At 63.8% G+C, this 20,036-nt stretch carries 26 protein-coding genes; 10 read left to right on the top strand and 16 right to left on the bottom strand.

Annotated features, from left to right (window positions below; genetic code table 11):
* Positions 1-108: 108 nt before the first annotated feature.
* Both SPHPH_RS0108295 and SPHPH_RS0108290 read left to right on the top strand, forming a co-directional pair.
* Positions 109-846, top strand: coding sequence for a Crp/Fnr family transcriptional regulator (locus SPHPH_RS0108295; protein WP_051272909.1), 738 nt, complete (start codon positions 109-111; stop codon positions 844-846).
* A 751-nt stretch (positions 847-1,597) separates the two neighbouring features.
* Positions 1,598-1,948 carry a hypothetical protein gene (locus SPHPH_RS0108290; protein ID WP_156025900.1) on the top strand — a complete coding sequence of 117 codons (351 nt, stop codon included), beginning with the start codon at positions 1,598-1,600 and terminating at the stop codon, positions 1,946-1,948.
* A gap of 186 nt (positions 1,949-2,134) precedes the next feature.
* On the opposite strand, the gene SPHPH_RS21090 is transcribed toward SPHPH_RS0108290, so the two are convergent.
* From SPHPH_RS21090 to SPHPH_RS0108275, 3 genes are all read right to left on the bottom strand, one after another.
* Positions 2,135-2,458: a hypothetical protein gene (locus tag SPHPH_RS21090; RefSeq protein WP_156025898.1), complete on the bottom strand. Its 324-nt coding sequence runs from the start codon at positions 2,456-2,458 to the stop codon at positions 2,135-2,137.
* 8 nt (positions 2,459-2,466) lie between these two features.
* On the bottom strand, positions 2,467-3,594 hold the full coding sequence (locus tag SPHPH_RS0108280; RefSeq protein WP_028966287.1) for a DUF4062 domain-containing protein: 1,128 nt from the start codon (positions 3,592-3,594) through the stop codon (positions 2,467-2,469).
* A gap of 232 nt (positions 3,595-3,826) precedes the next feature.
* On the bottom strand, positions 3,827-4,723 hold the full coding sequence (locus SPHPH_RS0108275; RefSeq protein WP_028966286.1) for an AraC family transcriptional regulator: 897 nt from the start codon (positions 4,721-4,723) through the stop codon (positions 3,827-3,829).
* Between the two features lie 149 nt (positions 4,724-4,872).
* Here SPHPH_RS0108275 and SPHPH_RS0108270 point away from each other — a divergent pair, with 149 nt between their 5' ends.
* Positions 4,873-5,598 carry an SDR family oxidoreductase gene (locus SPHPH_RS0108270; protein WP_028966285.1) on the top strand — a complete coding sequence of 242 codons (726 nt, stop codon included), beginning with the start codon at positions 4,873-4,875 and terminating at the stop codon, positions 5,596-5,598.
* 47 nt (positions 5,599-5,645) lie between these two features.
* Here the strand turns inward: SPHPH_RS0108270 and SPHPH_RS0108265 are convergent, their stop codons facing one another.
* Entirely contained in the window at positions 5,646-6,380 is a 735-nt protein-coding gene (locus tag SPHPH_RS0108265; protein ID WP_028966284.1) for an SDR family oxidoreductase, read from the bottom strand.
* 129 nt (positions 6,381-6,509) lie between these two features.
* On the opposite strand from SPHPH_RS0108265, the gene SPHPH_RS0108260 reads away from it, so the two are divergent.
* Positions 6,510-6,821, top strand: a complete 312-nt coding sequence (locus tag SPHPH_RS0108260) for an ArsR/SmtB family transcription factor (RefSeq protein ID WP_028966283.1) — start codon at positions 6,510-6,512, stop codon at positions 6,819-6,821.
* On the opposite strand, the gene SPHPH_RS0108255 is transcribed toward SPHPH_RS0108260, so the two are convergent.
* The gene (locus SPHPH_RS0108255; RefSeq protein ID WP_028966282.1) at positions 6,822-7,685 is read right to left on the bottom strand and encodes an aldo/keto reductase family oxidoreductase; all 864 of its coding nucleotides are present in this window, start codon (positions 7,683-7,685) and stop codon (positions 6,822-6,824) included.
* A gap of 91 nt (positions 7,686-7,776) precedes the next feature.
* Between SPHPH_RS0108255 and SPHPH_RS0108250 the strand changes: the two genes are divergently transcribed.
* Positions 7,777-8,673, top strand: coding sequence for a LysR family transcriptional regulator (locus SPHPH_RS0108250; RefSeq protein WP_028966281.1), 897 nt, complete (start codon positions 7,777-7,779; stop codon positions 8,671-8,673).
* Here the strand turns inward: SPHPH_RS0108250 and SPHPH_RS0108245 are convergent.
* Positions 8,670-9,500: an aldo/keto reductase gene (locus tag SPHPH_RS0108245; protein ID WP_028966280.1), complete on the bottom strand. Its 831-nt coding sequence runs from the start codon at positions 9,498-9,500 to the stop codon at positions 8,670-8,672. The genes SPHPH_RS0108250 and SPHPH_RS0108245 overlap by 4 nt on opposite strands.
* 81 nt (positions 9,501-9,581) lie before the next feature.
* Positions 9,582-9,863 (bottom strand): DUF427 domain-containing protein, encoded by a 282-nt coding sequence (locus SPHPH_RS0108240; protein WP_028966279.1) that lies wholly within the window; start codon positions 9,861-9,863, stop codon positions 9,582-9,584.
* Between the two features lie 148 nt (positions 9,864-10,011).
* Between SPHPH_RS0108240 and SPHPH_RS0108235 the strand changes: the two genes are divergently transcribed.
* Together SPHPH_RS0108235 and SPHPH_RS0108230 are read left to right on the top strand one after the other, a co-directional pair.
* A complete protein-coding gene (locus SPHPH_RS0108235) occupies positions 10,012-10,194 on the top strand; it encodes a hypothetical protein (protein ID WP_028966278.1) in 183 nt (60 codons plus the stop codon).
* A 5-nt stretch (positions 10,195-10,199) separates the two neighbouring features.
* Entirely contained in the window at positions 10,200-10,850 is a 651-nt protein-coding gene (locus SPHPH_RS0108230; RefSeq protein WP_272944240.1) for a UPF0149 family protein, read from the top strand.
* Positions 10,851-10,969: 119 nt separating this feature from the next.
* On the opposite strand, the gene SPHPH_RS0108225 is transcribed toward SPHPH_RS0108230, so the two are convergent.
* Complete coding sequence (locus SPHPH_RS0108225; RefSeq protein ID WP_028966276.1) at positions 10,970-11,368, bottom strand: VOC family protein; 399 nt, start codon at positions 11,366-11,368, stop codon at positions 10,970-10,972.
* A gap of 64 nt (positions 11,369-11,432) precedes the next feature.
* Complete coding sequence (locus SPHPH_RS0108220) at positions 11,433-12,215, bottom strand: glutathione S-transferase family protein (RefSeq protein WP_202900652.1); 783 nt, start codon at positions 12,213-12,215, stop codon at positions 11,433-11,435.
* On the opposite strand from SPHPH_RS0108220, the gene SPHPH_RS0108215 reads away from it, so the two are divergent.
* Positions 12,205-12,825, top strand: coding sequence for a TetR/AcrR family transcriptional regulator (locus SPHPH_RS0108215; RefSeq protein WP_081668564.1), 621 nt, complete (start codon positions 12,205-12,207; stop codon positions 12,823-12,825). The genes SPHPH_RS0108220 and SPHPH_RS0108215 overlap by 11 nt on opposite strands.
* A gap of 843 nt (positions 12,826-13,668) precedes the next feature.
* Here SPHPH_RS0108215 and SPHPH_RS0108210 read toward each other — a convergent pair.
* From SPHPH_RS0108210 to SPHPH_RS0108190, 5 genes are all read right to left on the bottom strand, one after another.
* On the bottom strand, positions 13,669-13,929 hold the full coding sequence (locus tag SPHPH_RS0108210; RefSeq protein WP_028966273.1) for a hypothetical protein: 261 nt from the start codon (positions 13,927-13,929) through the stop codon (positions 13,669-13,671).
* An 80-nt stretch (positions 13,930-14,009) separates the two neighbouring features.
* On the bottom strand, positions 14,010-14,219 hold the full coding sequence (locus tag SPHPH_RS0108205; protein WP_028966272.1) for a hypothetical protein: 210 nt from the start codon (positions 14,217-14,219) through the stop codon (positions 14,010-14,012).
* A gap of 127 nt (positions 14,220-14,346) precedes the next feature.
* Positions 14,347-14,553 carry a cold-shock protein gene (locus tag SPHPH_RS0108200; RefSeq protein WP_028966271.1) on the bottom strand — a complete coding sequence of 69 codons (207 nt, stop codon included), beginning with the start codon at positions 14,551-14,553 and terminating at the stop codon, positions 14,347-14,349.
* 481 nt (positions 14,554-15,034) lie between these two features.
* On the bottom strand, positions 15,035-15,568 hold the full coding sequence (locus SPHPH_RS19205) for an RNA-binding protein (RefSeq protein ID WP_051272906.1): 534 nt from the start codon (positions 15,566-15,568) through the stop codon (positions 15,035-15,037).
* A 17-nt stretch (positions 15,569-15,585) separates the two neighbouring features.
* Positions 15,586-15,855 (bottom strand): GlsB/YeaQ/YmgE family stress response membrane protein, encoded by a 270-nt coding sequence (locus tag SPHPH_RS0108190; protein WP_028966270.1) that lies wholly within the window; start codon positions 15,853-15,855, stop codon positions 15,586-15,588.
* A 159-nt stretch (positions 15,856-16,014) separates the two neighbouring features.
* Between SPHPH_RS0108190 and SPHPH_RS0108185 the strand changes: the two genes are divergently transcribed.
* A complete protein-coding gene (locus SPHPH_RS0108185; RefSeq protein WP_028966269.1) occupies positions 16,015-17,487 on the top strand; it encodes a helix-turn-helix transcriptional regulator in 1,473 nt (490 codons plus the stop codon).
* 287 nt (positions 17,488-17,774) lie between these two features.
* Here the strand turns inward: SPHPH_RS0108185 and SPHPH_RS0108180 are convergent, their stop codons facing one another.
* A complete protein-coding gene (locus SPHPH_RS0108180; protein ID WP_028966268.1) occupies positions 17,775-18,209 on the bottom strand; it encodes a pyridoxamine 5'-phosphate oxidase family protein in 435 nt (144 codons plus the stop codon).
* 202 nt (positions 18,210-18,411) lie between these two features.
* Here SPHPH_RS0108180 and SPHPH_RS0108175 point away from each other — a divergent pair, with 202 nt between their 5' ends.
* A complete protein-coding gene (locus SPHPH_RS0108175; protein ID WP_238302958.1) occupies positions 18,412-19,251 on the top strand; it encodes an RMD1 family protein in 840 nt (279 codons plus the stop codon).
* Between the two features lie 164 nt (positions 19,252-19,415).
* On the opposite strand, the gene SPHPH_RS0108170 is transcribed toward SPHPH_RS0108175, so the two are convergent.
* Positions 19,416-19,700 (bottom strand): hypothetical protein, encoded by a 285-nt coding sequence (locus tag SPHPH_RS0108170; protein ID WP_028966266.1) that lies wholly within the window; start codon positions 19,698-19,700, stop codon positions 19,416-19,418.
* Positions 19,701-20,036 lie beyond the last annotated feature (336 nt).

Raw genomic sequence — 20,036 nt, 5'->3', positions numbered from 1 at the left:
TAACTATCCGTTTCCCAACCATTGGGCGACCTTCAGCGTTTCGGTACGAAAGTAGACCCAAGCGTTTGGGCAGCGAGGTTGGGCAGTATGGGCGGCGGAATGGATGATATGGCTTCGATGGTGGATGGGACGCGCAGGTCCAACGCGCTGCTCTGTGAGGCGAATGCGCTGCTGCGTCTTTTGAACGACGCTGACCGCGCCGCCCTCACGCCACATCTGGAACTGGTGCCGTTTCGCAACGGCGACATGATCGCACGCGCCGGCGATGCGGCCGACAGCATCTGCTTCCCGTTGACCGGGATCGCTGCGATACTCGACTCGCTCGAGGGCGACCGCCGCTACGCGGTCGCGCTGGTCGGAAGCGAAGGGTTCATCGGTTGGCAGTTGTTGCTTGGCAACGGGCGCTGGTCGCATGACGTGGTGATGAGGGCCGAACACGGCACGGCGATGCGGCTGTCGGCTGCGGCGTTGAACGAGATACTGGCCGAACGTCCGGCGATCCGAACCGTCCTGCTCCGCTTCGTCGACGTGGTCATGACCCAGATGTCGAGGACTATCGTCTCGTCCCTCGCGCACTCGATCGAGCGGCGGATGGCACGCTGGATCCTGCTCTACCACGATCGTGTGCGGGAGGACGACATCTGCATGACGCACGAGGAGTTCAGGCTCATGCTCGGCGTCCGTCGCAGCAGCGTCACCGACGCCCTGCACAAGCTTGAAGAGGATGAGGCTGTCCGCTCCGTACGCGGGCGCGTGATCGTACGCGACAGGGAGCGGCTGCTGCTGCTCGCTGGCGACACATACGGGTTCGCCGAGGCGGAGTATCGGCGCCTACTCGGCCTCTGATCCTAAGATGCGTAGACGATGGCGCCTAGGGCGACCTCAGTGGCTGCTCGAACAGTCCGCATCGCCATCGGTTCGTCCTCAAAATCGGACGAGCAGTGGAGATTGAGATGAACGAATGACCGCAGCTGGGAAGCGATAAATATGTCGCGAATGGCCGGGATTGGGTCGTTGCGGCAGGGCAGGCGACCGGAAACGCACGGCGTCATTGACCTCGTAGATGTGCACGGCAGGCAGTTCGTGGCGGATGATCCGGTCGGAGAGGATGTTCCCAAGGCGGATGCCAGTCTGCGTGGAGTCGGCAGTTCCGAACTCGAACGCCCGGAGAGCGCCTTCGTCCTTGACCTCGGGCCGCTGGGCGGCGACGCTACGATTATGGCCCGTTGGGTCCGGCCGTCCCAAAGCTGGTCGCAGTGGAAGGCAAAACCCAATCCAAGGAGGGAGCTGTGGCGATCAATGCGCTCGCTGCCGGGGGCGCGCCCGGCATCATCAGCGAGAAGACCGTCGAGCTGAACCTGTCGATCGAGTTCGCGAATTTCCTCTACTCGCAGCACGGGCGGCCCGCCTTCGCCTGGGGGCCGACTCTTCGCCAAGAGGCGCGCTGGGCTTCGACGCGGCCTACGGGATCAACGGCCGCTTCATCTACGTGCAATTCAAGCGCGCACATGACGAGGCGCCAGGACACCGTTTCGAGCTTAACCGGACCGCAAATCGCGACCAACACCGTAAGCTGCAGCTGCTCGAGGCGAGCGGGGTGGCGGTCCGCTACGGGCTACCCCGCTTCACGTCGTTGCAGCACATCCAGAACTACCGTCGAGGTCTCCTCGTGCCGCCGCACACCGCCTGGATCCGCCCATCTCAGATTGCTATGCCCAACGGGGGCGTCGGACATCACGACCTTCACATACATCCGACCCGCCGCTGGCTGACGTCGGAACCTGTCGAGCTCGGCGCGGAGGATGAGAACCCGTTCCTGGGCGACCTTGGGCAGTTCACCTCATTCGAGGACAGAGACGCTGAGCGCTGGGCCGCGGTTTTCGAGAAGGTTTTCGGTGAGGACGACGAGGCCACGGCTGGCGCGGCGATCATTTTCGTTCCGAGATAAGGGACTTCGCGCGGCGGTGGCGACGGAATCACAGGTGATCGCGTCTCTCTTGCTTAGCCGAGTGTGCATCCCTGAGATGAACGAACGTCTAGTGTCAGGAAGCAGCAATTCATTCCTGAACGGCAGATTATGGGTCAACGATGCCTGTACAAGCCATCGCAACAGGTCCCGCTTCGTCAGGCCTCCTTATCTGTCGAGCTTTCCGAAGCGCGGCCTCAAGGGACTGATCCGTGGCGCCAAAACCTTCAGGCGGGTCGGCTGGCGCGGAGGCTTTGGCGGTCGGCCGATCTTGTACGCCGCCTCGCCTGCCTCAGTGATGCGGTAGCCCATCTGCCGACCAACCGCCCCTTCGGGAACCTCCTCTATCCAGCCTTCGGCAAGCATTCTCGCGATGGTTCCTTCTCCGGCAGGATGAAGACCACCTCGACTTTCTATCAACCCTCCTGAAAGCGTGCGCAGGGCGTCGAACTCACGCTTAGTCAGGTCGCCTGTTGCAGCTTTTCTCTTCATTGACCCTGCTAGCTTGCCATCGGGAACTGACGCCGAAGCGGAACGAGGATGTCTTCGATCAAAGCGGTACGATCAAGGCCGAGCGCTGCTCGACGGATCGTAAGGGTGATCGGTGGGCGTTCCCTCATACCACCATGCCCCATCTGGACTGAATTAGGGTTCGACGCATGCTGGGCGCGCGTTCGCCATCCACGGTGTTCAACACCAGACAGGCGGACCATTACGATAAGATTCGTTAGCCGTTGCGTGCGGTCGACGCGATCGATGACACCCGCTGCAAAGTCGAGCGCAGTACCGAGCCGCTCCTGCACCACCTCCTCGACGATGACCATGCCGCTCATTGCATCAAAGCCTCGCCCAAGAGGACGCGGTTCGTCCAGCGGCAGTCGCAGCGAAACTGAACCCTGCTCGGTAAGGCGAATGGATGCTCCACGCTCCTGACGCAAGACGAGATCAGAGCCGTCAAGTTCGCTGGCGGTGCCGAGCATCCGGTCGAACAGCCGACTATCGCCGTAGAGTGCAGACTGCTCTAGCTGCTCGGCGAGAACTGGCGCCCCGAGTTCCGCTGGCCGCAGGATGCGCTGGCGCGGGCCGCCGACCACAACGAGGTCGAGCATTGCCGATGTCACCTGGTTCTTATTTTCCGGCGCGAGCATGGCCGTGGCACGCACAGACATTTCGTGCTCGTCGACGGGAGCTGTGGCGTTCGCCAGGGTCACGTCGTGTAGCGCGCGCGTCACCCCGTCTTGCAAGTCGTCCACATCAACGAAGCCGCCGCGAAAGAGTCCACCTTCCCAAGCCTGAACTTCGGCAATGAAAGCGGCCTGCTCTGGCCCGGGAGAAATGCCTTGCTGCACAAACGCAAGGACTGGCTTCGTTTCCCGCGCTTCGCGATATTCTTGGTGTGTTGCAGAAAGGGATGAGCCCGGAGGCACAAAGCCGTAGTGCTCGCCAAGGATCAGGACGACAATGTCCGATCCGCGCAGCCCCTGAAGACAGGCGATCTGTGGAGAGCTTGGCTGGGCACCGAAGTCCTCGGCCATTACCGGTTCGTGGCGCAGGGTAATTACTGCGCGACGAGCTGCCGCGCGCTGGGGCTCAAAGTCTGAAATTAGCGAGCTGATGAAAATCCGCATGAACTGAGATTAGGCGACCATAACCGATCGTCCATGATGGATTTCTGCTGTGGCGCATGATCCGTCAAAAGATGCACATCGATATATCCGAACGAACGTCCGAAAATGGAGTTTGCCGCGCTCGCGCTGAGGGGCGGCTTATGGGTCATTCTGCTTGTGCGGTGACAAACGCCAGCGGAGCGCCTCATTCGGCGCAACCACCGCGATGAATAATTGCTAGCGTCGGTCAAAATCAGAGGGCGATTCCTGCCGAAGGGGCGGTGTGCAGCCGTTCGATGTCCTGGCGCGGCGGTGCGCCGAACAGGCGGCGATATTCGCGGCTGAACTGCGACGGGCTTTCATAGCCGACCGCGAAGCCTGCCGTGCCCGCCGTGGCGCCGCCGACCAGCATCAGCCGGCGCGCTTCCTGCAGGCGCAATTGCTTTTGATATTCGAGCGGGGTCATGCGCGTGATCGCCTTAAAATGCGCATGGAGCGAGGAGGGGCTCATGCCCGCCTCGGCGGCGACCTCGTCGATGCGGATCGGCGCGTCGAACCGGCGACGGATCACGGCGATGGCGCGGCTGATCTGGTTGAGGTGACTACCTGCTGTCACGAGGTGGCGAAGCATCGGTCCGTGCGGTCCCGTGAGCAGCCGGTAGAGGATTTCCCGCTCGATCAGGGGCGCCAGGGCGCGGATCGTGTCCGGCCGGTCGAGCAGTCCGACCAGCCGGCATGCGGCGTCGATCAGGTCGGGGTCGCTGGGATAGACGCCTAGAACCGGCAGGTCGGTGTGCGGCACAGCGCCGCCCTCCGCCACCATCAGGTCGGACAGCATCGCGGGATCGAGGTCGATCTTGCAGCAGAGATACGGGCGATCGGGGCTGGCATCGATCACGTGGCCGACCAGCGGGAGGTCGACGGAGACCAGGAGATGATGCGCGGCGTCGTAGACGACGCTATGGTCGCCGATCGAGACGCGCTTCGATCCCTGGGCTATCAGGCAAAGCGATGCCTCGTAGACAGCCGGCGTCGGGGTGCTCGGTTGATCGGCCCGGATCAGTGACACATGCGGCATCGCAGTCGCGCAAATACCTGATCCGGTGACATGACGATCGATGACGGCAGCAAGTTCGGTGATCCGGTCCATGCCGACCGTCATCCGTCAGCCCGTCGACATGCGCAAGCGAGTAGAGCGGGTTCTGGAGGATCATGCAAAGCGTCTGGACGATCGCTCTACCGCTGCCCGACGCTGCGGCATCATCTTGCTGGCTGTCACTTCAAGGCAAGGATAGCACCATGACAGCCAGCATCGACAAGGTCGTCCTCATCACCGGGGCTTCTAGCGGAATCGGCGAGGCGACGGCGCGCGAACTGACAGCGACCGGCGCGCGCCTCTTCATCGGCGCGCGGCGCGGGGATCGTTTGCAGGCACTGGCGGAGGAACTGGGCGAAACCGTCGCGTGGCGAACGCTCGACGTGACGGACGGCACCGACTTCGACGCCTTCGTGGAAGCCGCAGAGGCGCGGTTCGGGCGCGTCGATGTGCTGGTCAACAATGCCGGCGTGATGCCGCTGTCGCCGCTCGCCGCGCTGAAGCGGGACGAGTGGAAACGGATGGTCGACGTCAATATCCACGGCGTCCTCAACGGCATCGCGGCGGTGTTGCCCCGGTTCGTGGCGCAAAAGGGCGGCCATATCGTCAACGTTGCCTCGGTCGCTGCGCACATGGTGATGCCCACCGCTGCGGTCTATTGCGGCACCAAGCACGCGGTGCGCGCCATCACCGAGGGGTTGCGGCAGGAGCATGACGAGATCCGGTCGACGCTGATCTCTCCGGGTGTCGTCGCAACCGAACTGGGCCACGACATCACCGATCCAGCAGTGGCCACGGCGCTGACGGGATGGCGGAAGAAGGCGCTGACCCCGGATGCGATCGCGCGGGCGGTTCGCTACGCGTTGGAACAGCCCGAGGGTGTCGACATCAACGAGGTCATAGTCCGCCCGACTGCCGCGGACATGTAAAGCCATCGGCGTGCCGGCTCTTGCGGCCGGCACGCCGATGCTACCCGTCAGGCCGTCGCACCGCCATCGATGTTGAGCGTGGTGCCGGTGATGTAGCTCGCATCCGGCCCAGCGAGGAAGACGACGGCACCTGCAATCTCCTCGACCTTGCCGTAGCGGCCGAGCGGGATCGCTTGCAGCACCTGTCCGGCGAATTCGCTATCCGCGGGGTTCATGTCGGTGTCGATCGGGCCCGGCTGCACGGTGTTGACCAGGATGTTGCGCGGCGCGAGGTCCTTGGCCCAGCCGCGTGCCAGCGCTGCCACGGCGGCCTTGGTCGCGCTGTAGACCGTGGTCGCGGGGAAGGCCATCTCGCCCGAGATGCTACCGATCAGGATGATGCGGCCGCCGTCGCGGAGATGCGGCAGGGCGGCGCGGGTGCCGACGTGGAGGCCCTTCACGTTGACGCCGAACTGGCGGTCGTAGGTTTCGTCGGTGTCCTCTGCGACCGTGGAGAATTCGGCCACCCCGGCATTGTGGACCAGGATGTCGATCCCGCCCAGGGCCGCGGCGGCCTGCTCGACGCCGGCACGCTGCGAGGCCGAATCGGCGGCATCGGCCTGGAAGGCGAAAGCGGTGCCGCCCGCGCTCTCGATCGCCGCCACGGTGGCGTCGGCTGCGGCCTTGTTGCCCGCGTAAGTGATCGCCACGGTGGCGCCATCGGCCGCGAGGCGCTTGGCGATTGCCGAGCCGATGCCGCGCGATCCGCCGGTGACGAGCGCTGTCTTGCGTGCGAGGGACATGTGCATTCTCCAAAATCAGGCCCGCGATCACGGCATCGTGCGCTGTCGGCAGGCAGAAAATGGGGTGACGCTTCAACAGTTCAATAAAACCGAATTATTAAATTAACTGTTGTCCCCTATATCTGGCGCATGCCCCGCTTCACCCACCCCCGGCTGGAAGACGTTCCGCTCGATCTGGCGCTGCATGCGCTGGCCGATTCCAATCGGCTGGCCATGGTGGCGCGGCTTGCCGCGACCGAGCGGCTGAGCTGCACCGATGCCGCGCCGTGCGAGTCCATCCCGAAAAGCACGCTGTCCAACCACTTGAAGCTGCTGCGCGGGGCGGGACTGATCGAGACGACCCAGGCCGGGCGCGAGATGATCAACACGCTGCGCCGCGCCGAATTCGACCGGCGCTTTCCCGGCCTGCTTGACGCGGTGCTCGCCAACCGACCGGCCTGATTACCCGCCGATCGCATTGAGTTCGGCCACTGCATCCTCGGGCAGCGTCAGCGATGCCGCAGCGAGGTTCTCGTGGAGATGCGCGACCGACGAGGTGCCCGGGATGAGCAGGATGTTGGGCGAGCGCTGGAGCAGCCAGGCGAGCGCCACCTGCATCGGCGTGGCCTTGAGTCGTTCCGCCACGTCGGAGAGCGCCGCCGACTGGAGCGGGCTGAATCCGCCAAGCGGGAAGAAGGGAACATAGGCGATGCCCTCCGCTGCCAGCGCGTCGATAAAGGCATCGTCGTCGCGATGGGCGAGGTTGTACTGGTTCTGGACGCCAATGATCTCGGCGATGTCGCGGGCTTCCTCGAACTGCGTCGGCGTCACGTTGCTCAGCCCGATATGGCGCACCAGCCCCTGGCGCTGGAGATCCGCCACCGCTTTCAGTGGCGCGGCGAGGGATCCCTCGGCGGGCCCGTGGACATCGAACATCAGGCGCAGATTGACGACGTCGAGCGTCTCCAGCCCGAGGTTCGTCAGATTGTCCTCGACCGCGCGGGCCAGTTCGTCCGCCGCGAATGCGGGCAGCCAGGATGCATCGTCACCACGCCGCGCACCGATCTTGGTCACGATCAGCAGGTCGTCAGGGTAGGGGGACAGTGCTTCGCGGATCAGCCGGTTGGTGATATGCGGGCCATAGAAGTCGCTGGTGTCGATGTGGTTGACGCCAGCATCGACAGCGGCGCGAAGTACGGCGAGCGCCGCATCATGGTCGCGCGGCGGGCCGAACACGCCGGGCCCGGCGAGCTGCATCGCGCCATAGCCGAGCCGCTTCACGGCGCGTCTGGCGAAGGAATAGGTGCTTGCCTGGTCGATCGTCATTTTTGTTCTCCTGTGCTGGCCCCCAGATATGGCTTGCGGATCATCGCGATAAGCCGGAGTGATCCGCACGGGCTGTACGGAAAACAGAACAATGAAGGCGGACCTTGCCGATCTCAACGCGTTCCTGGCGGTCGCACAGGCCCGCGGATTTCGCGACGCAGCCCGAACCACAGGATCGAGTGCCTCGACGCTCAGCGAAGCGGTACGGCGGCTGGAGGCGCGGCTCGGCGTCCGCCTGCTCCATCGCACCACCCGCAGCGTCGTGCCGACCGAGGCGGGGATGCGGTTGATCGAGCGGCTGGCACCGGCGCTGGGCGAGGTGGAGGCGGCGCTCGACGTCGTGAACCTGTTCCGCGACACACCGGCCGGCACGCTCAAGCTAAATGTGCCGGTCAGCGCGGCGCGGCTGGTCTTGCCGGCGATCCTGCCCGGCTTCCTCGCCGCCTATCCCGACATTCAGGTCGAGATCATGGCCGAGGACATCCTCGTCGACATGGTAGCCTCCGGTTGCGATGCGGGCATTCGCTATGACGAACGGCTGGAGCAGGACATGATCGCGGTGCCGATCGGTCCGCGGGTTCAGCGTTTCGCGACCGCCGCGGCGCCGGCCTATCTTGAGGCGCGCGGCCGGCCGGCGCACCCGCGCGACCTGCTCGATCACGCCTGCCTGCGCGGCCGCTTCACCAGCGGCGTGCTGACCAGCCCCTGGGAGTTCGAGCGCGACGGCGAGATCGTGCGGATCGAGCCGCAAGGCCCGCTCATCGCGAGCGTCGCTGGCGCGGTGGATCTGTTGGTAGATGTCGCGGTGGCGGGCGGCGGGATCATCCATCTGTTCGAGGACTGGCTGGTGCCCGCACTGGGCAGCGGTGCCCTGGAACCGGTGCTGCCCGACTGGTGGCAGCCTTTTTCCGGTCCGTTCCTCTATTATTCCGGCCGCCGCTTGGTACCGCCGCCGCTGCGCGCGTTCCTCGACTTCATCCGCGGTTAGAGCATCGCAAGCGGCTCGGGGCCGCGCGGCGGCGGAAACAGCTCGTCGAGCCGCCGCAGATCGCCCTCAGACAGCTTGAGGTCCAGTGCGGCGCGATTGTCCCGCACATGCGCGACCGAACCGGCCTTGGGGATGGGGAGGATGCCGGGCCGCGCCAGCAGCCAGGCGAGCGCGAGTTGCGCCGGGCTCACGGCGTGTTCGGCGGCCATGGCGGCGAGACCGGGATGCGCCACCAGGCACCCCTGTTCGACCGGGCTATAGGCCATGACCGGCATGTGGTGCCGCGCCGTCCATGGGATCAGGTCATATTCCGGACCGCGCCGTGTCAGGTTGTAGAGGATCTGGTCGGTCTGGCACGCCGTGCCGCCACTCGCGACGAGTTCGTCCATATCGCCGGTGTCGAGGTTGCTGACGCCCCAGCGCAGGATCTTGCCCGCCGCAACCAGCCGCTCCATCGCCTCAACCGTCTCGGCCAGCGGCACGCGTCCACGCCAATGCAGCAGGTATAGGTCGAGCCGATCGGTCCCGAGCCGTTCGAGGCTCGCCTCGCACGCCCGGGGCAGCCGGTCGCGTGAGGCATTCTGCGGATAGGCCTTGCTGACGAGCAACACCTCGTCGCGCATGCTTGCAATAGCTTCGCCGACGAGGCGTTCGGACTCGCCGTCGGCATACATCTCGGCGGTGTCGATCAGGGTAAGGCCGAGCGACAGCCCCTCGCGCAGCGCGGCGATCTCGTCCGATCGGCGGGCTGGGTCTTCCGCCATCATCCAGGTGCCCTGGCCAAGCGCGGGGACGGTCGTACCGTCCGGAAAGCGGATCGTCTTCATGCGGCGATTAACGTTCGACCCAGTGCATCGGGCCAACTTCCGGTTCGTGCCGCCGCGCGCAGCCGTTGCGGCTCAGCCAAGTCAGGCGACCGTGACTCCCTTCCAAAAGGCGATGCGTCCGCGGATATTCTCGGCTTCGACCTTGGGATCGGGGTAATACCAGGCGGCGTCGGGATTGTCGGCGCCCGCGACGTGCAGGCTGTAATAATGCGCCGTTCCCTTCCACGGGCAGACCGTTGTCGTGCTGCTCGGTCGCAAAAGCGCGGTGTCTACGCTCTGCTTGGGGAAATAGTGGTTGCCCTCGACGATGACCGTATCGTCGCTATCGGCGATCCGTACGCCGTTCCATCGTGCTTCCACCATCATGCGTCTCCTGACGCCGATGGACGTCGGTATCCGGTCCACGTCCGTCAAGATCATGCCTGGGGACATTCAATGGGGCGGTGTCAAACAATGGAGCGGTGTCAAAGCAGACCGATCCTGTTAACGGACCGCTATGCTGAAAACCCGCATGAAGCGCATCGCCGCCAGGACGGAACACGAGCTTCAGCGCCTCGCTGCCATCGAGGCGGCGGTGGCCGCGTTGGGCGATGAGGATCTGCTCGACTTCGCCGACATCTTCGCCGCGGGCGATCAGACGCCGCTGCGTGTCATGGCGGAGGATCAGATGCGTCGGCGCGGCCTCAGCCTGTGAGGAAAATGCCGTCCCGCTTCCGGCGTCTCGATGGGGCACTGGCCGACCTGCCGTTCGAAGAGCCGATGCTGCTCACCGAGCTCGACGGTTTCCTGACCGGGCTTATCGTCTGTCCCGAGCCGATCCCTACGAATGAGTGGATGACGGTCATATGGGGCGTCGAGGGCGATGGCGTTCCGCCCTTCGACGATCCCCTCGACGTACAATGGTTCGTCAAAGCGGTCGCGGCGCGCCGTGACGAGATCGCGCGCGACCTGTCCCGCGGCAAGTTGCAGCCGATCCTCGACGTCGACGAGCGGGATGGCGAGGTCCTGTGGGAATATTGGATCGACGGATTTTCTGACGCGGTCGCATTGCGCCCGGACGCGTGGGACGCGGCGGCGGCCAATGCCGGATGGGCCGATCCATGGCACCGCCTGCTGGCACTGATCGCGATCGCGCGGGGCGAAAGCGAGCTCGACAGCGTCGAGATCAACGCCTTCCAGGACCGTGCGGTGTCCGAGCTGACAGACACGGTCCAGCGCCTCTACGCGGCCCGGGCAGGCGGCGGCGAGGCGAAGCCGATTGCCGTGGATGCGATTGTGGGGGCAAAGATCGGCCGCAACGATCCGTGTCCTTGCGGATCGGGTAAGAAGTACAAGCATTGCTGCGCTTGACCGGAGCCATCGACCCGGCCGGCGTTCTCTTCTGATCCTCGCCGCACCAGATCGACCAAGCGCTGCCCGTCCATGATAGGGACGGGCAACACGGGCGCGCCACGATACGAGGCGCTCGATTATTTCGGAAAATGAATCCCGCACAGCTTGTTGCCGTCGGGGTCGCGAAAATAGGCGAGCTCGATCGTACCCATGGACGCAGTCTGACGCGGGCCGGGCGGAGCTTCGATCGAGGTGCCGCCATTGGCGATCGCCGTATCGTGAAGCTGCTTCACCTGCTCGGGCGAGTCGCATGAAAAGGCGACCGTGCTGCCATTCGCGACAGTCGCCGGTTCGTCGTTGATCGGCTGGCTAACGATGAAGTTGGTCCCGTTGCCGTTATTGTAGATGAGCCGGACATGGCCGCTGTCGGCTATATTCCGCGCCGGTTCGCCGACGCCGAGCGTGCCCAGCACCTCGTCGTAAAAGCGCTTCGATCGTTCAATGTCGTTCGATCCGACCATCGTGTGAAACAGCACGTCATTCTCTCCTGTTCAGGGCATTTCTCAAACGGACACAAACCCCGTCCGGGGCACGCGGTTGCTAGGCGCGGTTATCCAGTTCTGGCACGCCACTGCTGCGATCGGCATAGGCGGCGAGGAACGTTGGGCGGCGCTGCCACCGCTGCCAGAACGCATCGATATGTTCATAGCGCTCGTCGAGCGGCATCGCGTTCACCTCGAACTTGGAAAAGGCGATAGCAGTCGCCAGCGTGATGTCCCCAAAGGTCGGCTCCGCACCGCCGAGCAGCCAGTCGCGGCCATCGGCCAGATGCCGGTCGACTAGCGTGGTATGCGCCAGCGCTTCCTTGCGGCAATGCTCGCCCCATGCCGGGTTCGAGGTCAGTTCGAGCTTGGGTCCGAGTCCCTGGTGCAGGACGTGGAACGCGGTGGTGATGCGGTAGAGGATGTGCACCCAGATGCGATTGTCCCACATGGCGTCGAGCCCTTGCTCCTCGGCCGTCTCGCCCATGATCCGGCGCCCCGGAAATGCCTGGTCGAGATAACGCGCGACGGCGGCAGTTTCCGAGATGAAGCTGCCATCGGCCAATTCAAGCGTCGGGGTTTCACCCCATGGGTTCATCTTCAGGTGTTTCCACTGCCGCTGCTCGCCCATCGGCGACATATTGTAGACCTGCTCGTCGAAACGGTCGGCAATGCCTTTCTCGTGCAGGAAGATGCGCAGGCGCTGGGGATTGGGGAACGCCGAGGGAGAGGTGAACAGGCGGAGCTTCGTGGCCGGCGGCGGCGGGGATTGCGAGATCATAGTTTGACCTACCAAGTGATCGGTAGGCCGGCAAGTGCGCGCTTGCGTGATGGGCGTCAAGGTCTATCTACCACTTGGTCGGGTTGGCGAGACGGGTGGAGCAGTGGCGGTTTCAACATCCAGGGAAGCGGTGCTGGCCGCCGCACGGCGGACTGCGATGGCGCGTGGCTATAACGGCCTCAACTTCCGTGACATCGCGGCTGAAGTCGGGATCAAGGCGCCCAGCATCCATCATCATTTCGCAACCAAGGCCGATCTCGGCGCGGCGGTGGCACGGCGCTATTGGGAAGACACGGTCGCGCAACTCGATGCGATCGAGGACGAAGCTTCCGACCCGCTTGCCGCACTACGCCGCTACCCTGAGATTTTCCGAGCCTCGCTGTCGAACGACAACCGCATCTGCCTGTCCAGCTTCATGGCGGCGGAATATGACGATCTTCCCGATCCAGTGAAGGCCGAGGTGCAATGCTTCGCCGAGGTCAACGTCGCGTGGCTCGGCAAGCTGCTCGTCGATGCCAAGGTCGTCGAAGCGGGTGAAGGCGAAGCGAGGGCAAAGGCAATCTATGCAGCGGTCGCCGGCGCACAGCTCTTCGCAAGGGGCCGATCGGACATCGCACTCTTCGACACGATGATCGCCAGCTACCGCACGGTTGGGCTCTTGCCGGCTTAGGCGCCGGGACGAACCGCTGAACTTTAAACCGCGCTTCGGTCCGCTTGCCTCGCTGTTTCGGCCAGGAAGGACCAGCCGTCGACGGACAAGCCTTCCTGCATGCACCACTGCGCCGACACGTCTCTTGCTGGCGCCCAATACCGTCCAAATCGCAATTGAAAATTGTGCCAATGCACTGTAGCAATGGGCTGTGCAGGCGGTGCCTGCACGCTGGTGGAATCAAATACTTAGCTCGCAGATGCGTCGGGATGGGAATCCTGCCGCCCCAGCCAGTCCGATTTTCCAGGATGTTCCACGGCATCGCAGAGGATCCACAAAATCATTGGTTGGTCAGCTACTTGGTGCTGGCTTGCCTCTGGGGACGCTCCACGGGCGACCGTTGCAGCCCAACCCAACTGCTGGTCCGTTTGCTGGTAGCTTCACCAGCCATACCAGCAGATTCTGGCGTCGCGGGATTCGAACCTGTTTCGGAGGCTCGACGTATCAACATCGCGATAAAATCGCTTTAGACCGCCGATCGCCCTTACAAGCGCTCGGACAGCGGGAGCCTGTTCATCCATGTCCAGCCGAACGGTGGCAAACTGTAGCGGTTCTGCTACCTTTTCGGCACATCATGGACGGTAGAATAGGCACTGCTTCGCAGAACTCGTGCTGGTCCAGTATCCAACCAAGTGGCTGTCGTAGTGGACCAAACTTCAAGCGTTTTGGCGATGTTGTTCCACGTGGCCGCGTCAGACCGGAACGCTGCTTGTGAGTGGTCGCGGGTCGGGTTGGTCGATCATCGCGCCATAGCGCGCCTCGGAACGGCAGCTTGCGAGCGCTCGGGATCTACGCTGGCGTTGTTTAGCGGTGATCGACCAGTAGCGCGAATAACTGATCCAGATTGTGCTGGGCGTCCTGCACGACCGGGTTATCCGCGTTGCCCGCCAGCAACAGCGGCTTGCTCATGATGTCGTGCAGCCCCTCTGTCTCGACGTCGGTCAGCAGGTTCCGCTTCCGCAGCACGATGGCCAAGCTCAGGATCCCGTTGAACGCTGCCACGTCGAGCGCTTGCTGGGCTTCCAGTAACTGCTGCGCGGTCAGATCATGTTCCTGCTGCGTCATGCGAGCCTCATTGGTTGCGGGGCACGCCCCCGCTCATATGAACACTTTGCGCATGTCATCCGCGGGAGGCTGGGACGAATTCACTTGGAAGCGAACTGTCCGGCCTCTGCACCGAATTGCTGCTTGGCGTGCGCACGGGCGGCAACGGCGCTCTTGAACATCTCGGGCTGCAGGGTGGATGTTACGATCGGGTAGTTCTGCGAATTGTAGCGCGTGTCGCGGATGGTGATTCGAAACTGGCCGTCCGCGTCTTTGGCGATCAGAAATGGTGCGACGAGTTTTCTGGACATAACAGCCTTTCATAGCCGGCGGAGCCTGCCACCGCTCTAGGCGTCACGTAGCCGAGCGGCCTGGTAGAACAATTTGGGTATGCGCGAGCCGAGAAAGCGGCGGATGCGAAGCACCCGCCGCAGACTGTCAGGCGTCCTGCAGGTTCACAGCAGATGTCTTGCCACGACGATCGGTCTCGAGCTCGTAGGACACGCGCTGGTCCTTGTTGAGCGTCGTCATGCCCGCGCGCTCTACGGCCGAGATGTGGACGAAAGCGTCGCCGTTGCCGTTTTCCGGCGCGATGAAGCCATAACCCTTGTCATTGTTAAAGAATTTTACGGTGCCAGTGATCATGAGAATTTCCTTGTCCCACGGGTGTCGGGCATGCGCCAAAGCGGCACATCCCGGCGTCTTGAAGCTAGAAAGGACAAAGGGAAGAGCCGAAGCGGCCCATCATCCGTCGCAGGCGACGTTCAGCAATTCCAATATAGAGCTGCTTATAGAATATGCAAGTTCCGCGAAACAGCGCTCCGTAATTCGGAGGGCAATCAGGCGTGGCTTTAGATTGCTTCCTAAGCTCTGGCGGCCCCCAAGAGATTCGGTAATCATTCGAGCGCCAACGATGATCGATCAAGGGAGCCGTCGCAGCAGCACCTCCCGGCGGCGAGTGAACGCTTCGTCACTGCACGGTCGATCTCACAGATCGTGGAGGGGCACCGTCAAGACGTCTTGCGACGGCTTGGTATCGCATCTTGCTGTAACATGCAGACAGGATTTTGACGCCAAACGGCCGGAGCTGCGCAGGCAGCCCCGGCTCGCTTGGGTTCGCGTGCCCTCAGTACGATGATACGGGGGAGCGGCGCGAGTTGTGGCCACCGTTCCGGTAGAGAACGTCGGCGATCTCGTCGGACGAGATGCCGCCCGCGTTCGCATCGACAGTCACGAGCACGCCGCCGTTGCCTAGACGACTGCCGTAGTAGTCGGCGTCGTCCGGGTCGATCCCGTGCTTTCCGAGAGTCTCGTTCAGCGTGCCCGCGGCCGCGCCTGCAGCGGCACCGATCGCCATCGCCCCCGGGACGGCCGAGGCGGCGATCGCGCCGGCGGCAACTAGCGGACCTACGCCCGGGATAGCCAGCGCCGCGACACCGAGGCCCGCGCCAAGGGCACCCCCGCCCAGGATACCGCGTGCGACGCTGCCGTGTTCCTCGTCGACGACGTCACCGGCGACGTCCGCAGTGGTCATGGTGCCGCCGCGCTGGGTGACGACCGACAGGGCCTGGTCGGGCACGCCCGCGTGTCGAAGCTCGCCGACGGCGCGCTGCGCCTCGGCCTGCGTGTCGAAGATGGCCGAAGCCGTCTGCGTGTTCATGCTTGTCTCTCCTTTGTTCAACGAACCGCGCCGCGGCGAAAGAGGTTGATAATTGCGAGCAGCACGATCGCGCCGAGAAGCGAGACAACCACCGACTGGATGCTAATCTCGCCGCTGGTAATTGGCGCGCCGCCGATCAGCGGGGTGACGACGAAGCCGGCGATCACGGCACCGATGATCCCCACGACGATGTTGAGGAAGATGCCCTGCTGGCCATCGGTTCGCATGATCATGCTGGCGACCCAGCCGATCAGGCCGCCGACGATGAGAAGAATGATGAGGCCCATGGCCGTCCTTCCGTGTGGTGAATGATATGGCTACAACGGAGCGTCATCAGGGATGTTCAAAAAGGCGGGGCCCAGCGCAGCAAGCACCTAGTGCGTCAGCACCAGTATGCTTAGTATCACTCGTGGGAACGTGGGCCCTGGGTCCCGGGTTGAGCCCGCATGACCGTCACCCGTACCTCCACGTCCCAGCAGCCCACGTTGCGTCACCTGGAGCAACTCATGGCGCAACTGCTCGACGGTGTGATCCTGCTCGACCCCACCGGTATAATCCTGAGTGCCAACGCCGCCGCGCTTGCGATGCATGGCGTCACAACCATGGAGGAGCTGGGCACCAGCGCGGAAGATTATGCCCGACGCTTCACGCTGTGGACGCGCGATCATCACCGGCTGAAGCACCGGGACTATCCGCTGTTCAAGGTTCTGGCCGGCGAGAGCATCCCTGATATGGTGGTGGAGGTTGCGCCAGCCGGCGAGGACGAGGCGCGCTGGATGCATCAGGTGCGCGACGTCACTATGGACGTCGATGGCGGTGAGCCGGACTACCTGGCGGTGGTGCTCAGCGACGTGTCCGGGCAATATGATGCAGAGGCGCGATTCAGCGCCATGTTCCGGGCGAATCCTGCGCCTGCCATTATCGTCCGACAGCACGACATGAGGGTCGCCGCCGCAAACCCCGGCTTCGTTTCGCTGACAGGCTTCATGCCGGAGCAGCTCGTAGGGCGATCGCTGTTCGGCCTCGACCTGCTCGGCTGCTTGCCCGATCGCGCGGCCGTGCGACGGCAGATGGAAGCGGGCGAGGTCGTGCCTCAAACCGATGCAGAGCTGCTGGTGGCCGACGGATCGAGGCGGCTGGTGCTCTTTGCCGGCCAGCCGATCGACGTCACCGATGAGGATGTATTGCTTCTCACCTTTGCCGATCTTCAACCCAGGCGCGAGGCCGAGCAGTCGCTCGCCGCCAGTGAGCGCCACCTGCAGGCCGTGTTCGAGATGGCGCCGGTCGCCATGGCGATCACCCGCGATGGGAATCACCGCATCGTCAGCGTCAACGCCGCGTTCCGCGAACTGAGCGGTTACGACGATGCGGCAGCTCTGGACCACACCGCGGACGAGCTTGGATTGTGGGACGACGCGGAGCAGTGCGCGGCGACAGAAAGGAAGGTGGCGGAGCAGGGATCGGTTCGCGCCTGCGAAGCTTGCCTGGTGTCCCGGTCCAAGGTGCCAGTGGATTGCCTGATCTCCGCCGAGACGATCAACGTCCATGGCAGTCCCTGCGTTCTGTGGGTCTATCAGGATGTGACGGAGCGTCGCAGGAGCGACGCCGAACTCGGCGCGGCGATCGACGAGGTGCTGAAGGACGCGAGCTGGCTCAGCCGCTCGATCCTGGACAGGCTGGCGACGCTGCGCAAGCCGGCACCGCATCCGGCACCCGTCGAGCTTAGCCCACGCGAGCGGGAGATCCTGGACCTGATCTGCAACGATCTCGACGATGCGGCCATAGCAGATCGCCTTTCGATCTCACGTAACACCGTACGCAATCATGTTGCGCGCATCTACGCCAAGATCGGTACCAGTCGCCGGAGCGGAGCCGTCGTCTGGGGTCGCGAGCGGGGCATGGGCTCCAAGCGCGATTAAGCGGGCGACCAGACCCAAGCGATTCCGCTGTCGATGTGAACGAAAGACCGCTTTGTGGATACGGCGCTCGGCCCGCTAATGGCGCGGTGTCACGCGAATAGGCGGCGGCGAGTGCGGCACTCCGATCGGTACAGCCGTCGAACAGCAGGCAGATGTGCGCTGACCGGTCTAGGGGTACAGGGAGACTTTCCAATGCCTCGAACAACTTCGGCAGGCGCGCCGCCTCGTCACGAGCGGGCACGCAGATCGCGAGGTTGGGCGTGCATCGTCGGCCCCCGCAACGTGGCTCAAACGGCGATCTCGCCTTCGTCGCTGCCGTCCCAATAGCGGATGACATCCGCTCGGACGACGATCATGACGACGCCGGGGGTGTCGATCCCATCCGGGAAATAGCGGTCGAGGTCCTTGGTCCAATGCGCCTCGAATTGCGCCTTGTCCTCGATCAGCGCCGCCTGTCCCTCGACCGCGACGAACAGCGGCGGACCGCCGAGCATCCCGGCGGCACCGGTGTAGCTCAGCGTCACCGCGGGGTCATCGCGGATGTCGGAGATCTTGCGTGAATCGTCGTAGGCGAAGAAATAGCTGTCACCCCGGTACTCGACGTCGCCGTTGTTGCTCATGGGCCGCGCCGTGAGCGCGCCAGCGGAGGAACGCGTGGCCAGCATGGCAAAATCGAGCTTCGCCATCTTCCGCGATAGTTCGTGCAACGTCAGCTCAGTCATGTGGCCCTCCGCGACCGGCGATGTACGCGTCGGCGATCATCGCCAACTCACTGTTTCGCTTAGGCCTTCTCAACGAGGCATGACGGATGTGGTTCATTGGTCTTAGCGGCATATCAACATCGTCGTTGACGGGGGCGTGACTGCGCCGGATCGTCGGGAACATAGACGCTCTCGAGAGTTGCTCGATAAAGAGGATATGCTCGTGACCGACACACAGACGCTGCGTCCGACCGGGGTGCCGGAGGCGCTCGTCGCACCGCTGCCCGGAAGAGGGGACCAGGTCGAGATGCGCGCGCATCTTCTGGGCACGCGTATCGATATGCGCGCGCTCGCCGGTTTCGGCGATCCCGAGACGGTCGAGCTGAAGGGGGCAGGCGCGTTTGTCTTCCGCTACGGCGCCGTCGTCCTTGTCGGCGCAACGCCTGCGGAGGAGGCGCTGATCCTTGCGCAAGTCGCGCCACACGCCGTCGATCCGCCGGCGACCCCGGAGATTGAGACTGCCCGCATCGAACTGCGTGACGAAGGTGAGGAAACCGTATCCGCCGACGGACGTATCCGGCTGCGAGAAGCAACGCCAGAGCGGCTGCTGCTCGCAGCCACTGTTCTCGCGCGCTCCGTGGTCCTCGCGCGTGACGAGATGCGCATCGAGGACGCGTTCGACCGGATCGAGCCACTTCTCACCGACATGCGGGAGCATGGCCGCGCCCATCTTCCCATCCGTCAGATCATGCGCCAGATCGGCAGCGTCCTCTCCGCTCAGCACCGCGTCGTCGGACGCGCGCGGATCGGCGAGAAGCCGGATCTGCTCTGGGAGCATCCGGAGCTCGACCGTCTTTATGGACGCCTCGAAGCCGAATATGAGCTGGGCGATCGCACGCGCACCATCGAGCGCAAGCTCGAGATGCTCGGCGATTCAGCCGAGTGGTTGCTGGACTTGGTGCAGGACAAACGCTCGTTGCGTCTTGAATTGTCCGTAATTGGGCTCATCGCTTTTGAGGTGGCCATCGGCCTGTACGAGATTGCGTTTCGTTACCCACACTAGCGCTGGCATCAGTAGTTTTTACGTCGCGGATAAACGGACGTCCGGAGTTGAGAAGCGCTCTCCGCACCATGAGCGTCCGAGGCCGAGTTGCTGCAGCCTCGAAGCCGCACTTCGCCAAGTAGACGAGACTTGGATCGTGGGACAGGCAGTCGGTGATGATCCGGCTAGAGACCAATCTCTTTCAGCGCGCCGGCTAGTTCCTCATCCACAATCGACACATCGCCTTTCGGCGTGATCCGGTTCAGTGCGGTGCGCAATCGGGTCTGTGCGACCTGCAACGTTTTGTGCCGTACCTCGCGTGTGGCGTTGGTCCGCCAAGAACTGCTTTCGCCGAGCAGCGATGCCCATTTAGCCTCCTCGGCAGCCAGCACCGCGAGAGCCAATCTGAGTCCGTCGCGTCGACCGTGCGAGTATTCGTCGGAGGCGCCGCTGCCCTTGTTCTTCCGCATGAAAGCTGAACGCCTGACGCCCGCTAGAGTGGCACGAGATCATGCTCCGCTACCTCTGGTCGTGCATGGGCATGCGGGCAAGGAGCTGGATATGAAGGAGACGAGGCAAACCGGGGAGCAGATCGCGGCCAAATGAGCGCCGGAAGCTGGCCCTCGCCTTGGATGAGAAGCCGGCCGACCCTCAGGAACAAGGCCACTCTCCCGCCGAGTAGCGGGAGAACCGGGAACACGGCTGCGGCGAGCGCGTGCGGTTGGTCGGTTTCGACAGAGTCCATGGGAGCGAGGGGGTTCACGCTCGACTAATAACGTCGTGTTTGAAGTTGCAGGGCAGGTCGA

Origin of the sequence: Sphingomonas phyllosphaerae FA2 (genome assembly GCF_000427645.1) — a bacterium.
In the GTDB taxonomy this organism is placed as follows: domain Bacteria; phylum Pseudomonadota; class Alphaproteobacteria; order Sphingomonadales; family Sphingomonadaceae; genus Sphingomonas; species Sphingomonas phyllosphaerae.
Note: the sequence above shows the minus strand (reverse complement) of the source record. Positions and strands in the feature narration are given on the sequence as shown.

Excerpts from the sequence above, each read along its gene's own strand:
- SPHPH_RS0108180 (WP_028966268.1), bottom strand. The coding sequence starts at position 18,209 with ATGACTGAGCTGACGTTGCACGAACTATCGCGGAAGATGGCGAAGCTC.
- SPHPH_RS0108170 (WP_028966266.1), bottom strand. The coding sequence starts at position 19,700 with ATGCGGAAGAACAAGGGCAGCGGCGCCTCCGACGAATACTCGCACGGT.
- SPHPH_RS0108230 (WP_272944240.1), top strand. The coding sequence starts at position 10,200 with ATGCCGTCCCGCTTCCGGCGTCTCGATGGGGCACTGGCCGACCTGCCG.
- SPHPH_RS0108265 (WP_028966284.1), bottom strand. The coding sequence starts at position 6,380 with ATGTCCCTCGCACGCAAGACAGCGCTCGTCACCGGCGGATCGCGCGGC.
- SPHPH_RS0108270 (WP_028966285.1), top strand. The coding sequence starts at position 4,873 with ATGACAGCCAGCATCGACAAGGTCGTCCTCATCACCGGGGCTTCTAGC.
- SPHPH_RS0108235 (WP_028966278.1), top strand. The coding sequence starts at position 10,012 with ATGAAGCGCATCGCCGCCAGGACGGAACACGAGCTTCAGCGCCTCGCT.
- SPHPH_RS0108250 (WP_028966281.1), top strand. The coding sequence starts at position 7,777 with ATGAAGGCGGACCTTGCCGATCTCAACGCGTTCCTGGCGGTCGCACAG.
- SPHPH_RS0108255 (WP_028966282.1), bottom strand. The coding sequence starts at position 7,685 with ATGACGATCGACCAGGCAAGCACCTATTCCTTCGCCAGACGCGCCGTG.
- SPHPH_RS0108190 (WP_028966270.1), bottom strand. The coding sequence starts at position 15,855 with ATGGGCCTCATCATTCTTCTCATCGTCGGCGGCCTGATCGGCTGGGTC.
- SPHPH_RS19205 (WP_051272906.1), bottom strand. The coding sequence starts at position 15,568 with ATGAACACGCAGACGGCTTCGGCCATCTTCGACACGCAGGCCGAGGCG.
- SPHPH_RS0108260 (WP_028966283.1), top strand. The coding sequence starts at position 6,510 with ATGCCCCGCTTCACCCACCCCCGGCTGGAAGACGTTCCGCTCGATCTG.
- SPHPH_RS0108215 (WP_081668564.1), top strand. The coding sequence starts at position 12,205 with ATGGGCGTCAAGGTCTATCTACCACTTGGTCGGGTTGGCGAGACGGGT.
- SPHPH_RS0108210 (WP_028966273.1), bottom strand. The coding sequence starts at position 13,929 with ATGACGCAGCAGGAACATGATCTGACCGCGCAGCAGTTACTGGAAGCC.
- SPHPH_RS0108275 (WP_028966286.1), bottom strand. The coding sequence starts at position 4,723 with ATGGACCGGATCACCGAACTTGCTGCCGTCATCGATCGTCATGTCACC.
- SPHPH_RS0108205 (WP_028966272.1), bottom strand. The coding sequence starts at position 14,219 with ATGTCCAGAAAACTCGTCGCACCATTTCTGATCGCCAAAGACGCGGAC.
- SPHPH_RS0108185 (WP_028966269.1), top strand. The coding sequence starts at position 16,015 with ATGACCGTCACCCGTACCTCCACGTCCCAGCAGCCCACGTTGCGTCAC.
- SPHPH_RS0108245 (WP_028966280.1), bottom strand. The coding sequence starts at position 9,500 with ATGAAGACGATCCGCTTTCCGGACGGTACGACCGTCCCCGCGCTTGGC.
- SPHPH_RS0108280 (WP_028966287.1), bottom strand. The coding sequence starts at position 3,594 with ATGCGGATTTTCATCAGCTCGCTAATTTCAGACTTTGAGCCCCAGCGC.
- SPHPH_RS0108200 (WP_028966271.1), bottom strand. The coding sequence starts at position 14,553 with ATGATCACTGGCACCGTAAAATTCTTTAACAATGACAAGGGTTATGGC.
- SPHPH_RS21090 (WP_156025898.1), bottom strand. The coding sequence starts at position 2,458 with ATGAAGAGAAAAGCTGCAACAGGCGACCTGACTAAGCGTGAGTTCGAC.
- SPHPH_RS0108240 (WP_028966279.1), bottom strand. The coding sequence starts at position 9,863 with ATGGTGGAAGCACGATGGAACGGCGTACGGATCGCCGATAGCGACGAT.
- SPHPH_RS0108295 (WP_051272909.1), top strand. The coding sequence starts at position 109 with ATGGCTTCGATGGTGGATGGGACGCGCAGGTCCAACGCGCTGCTCTGT.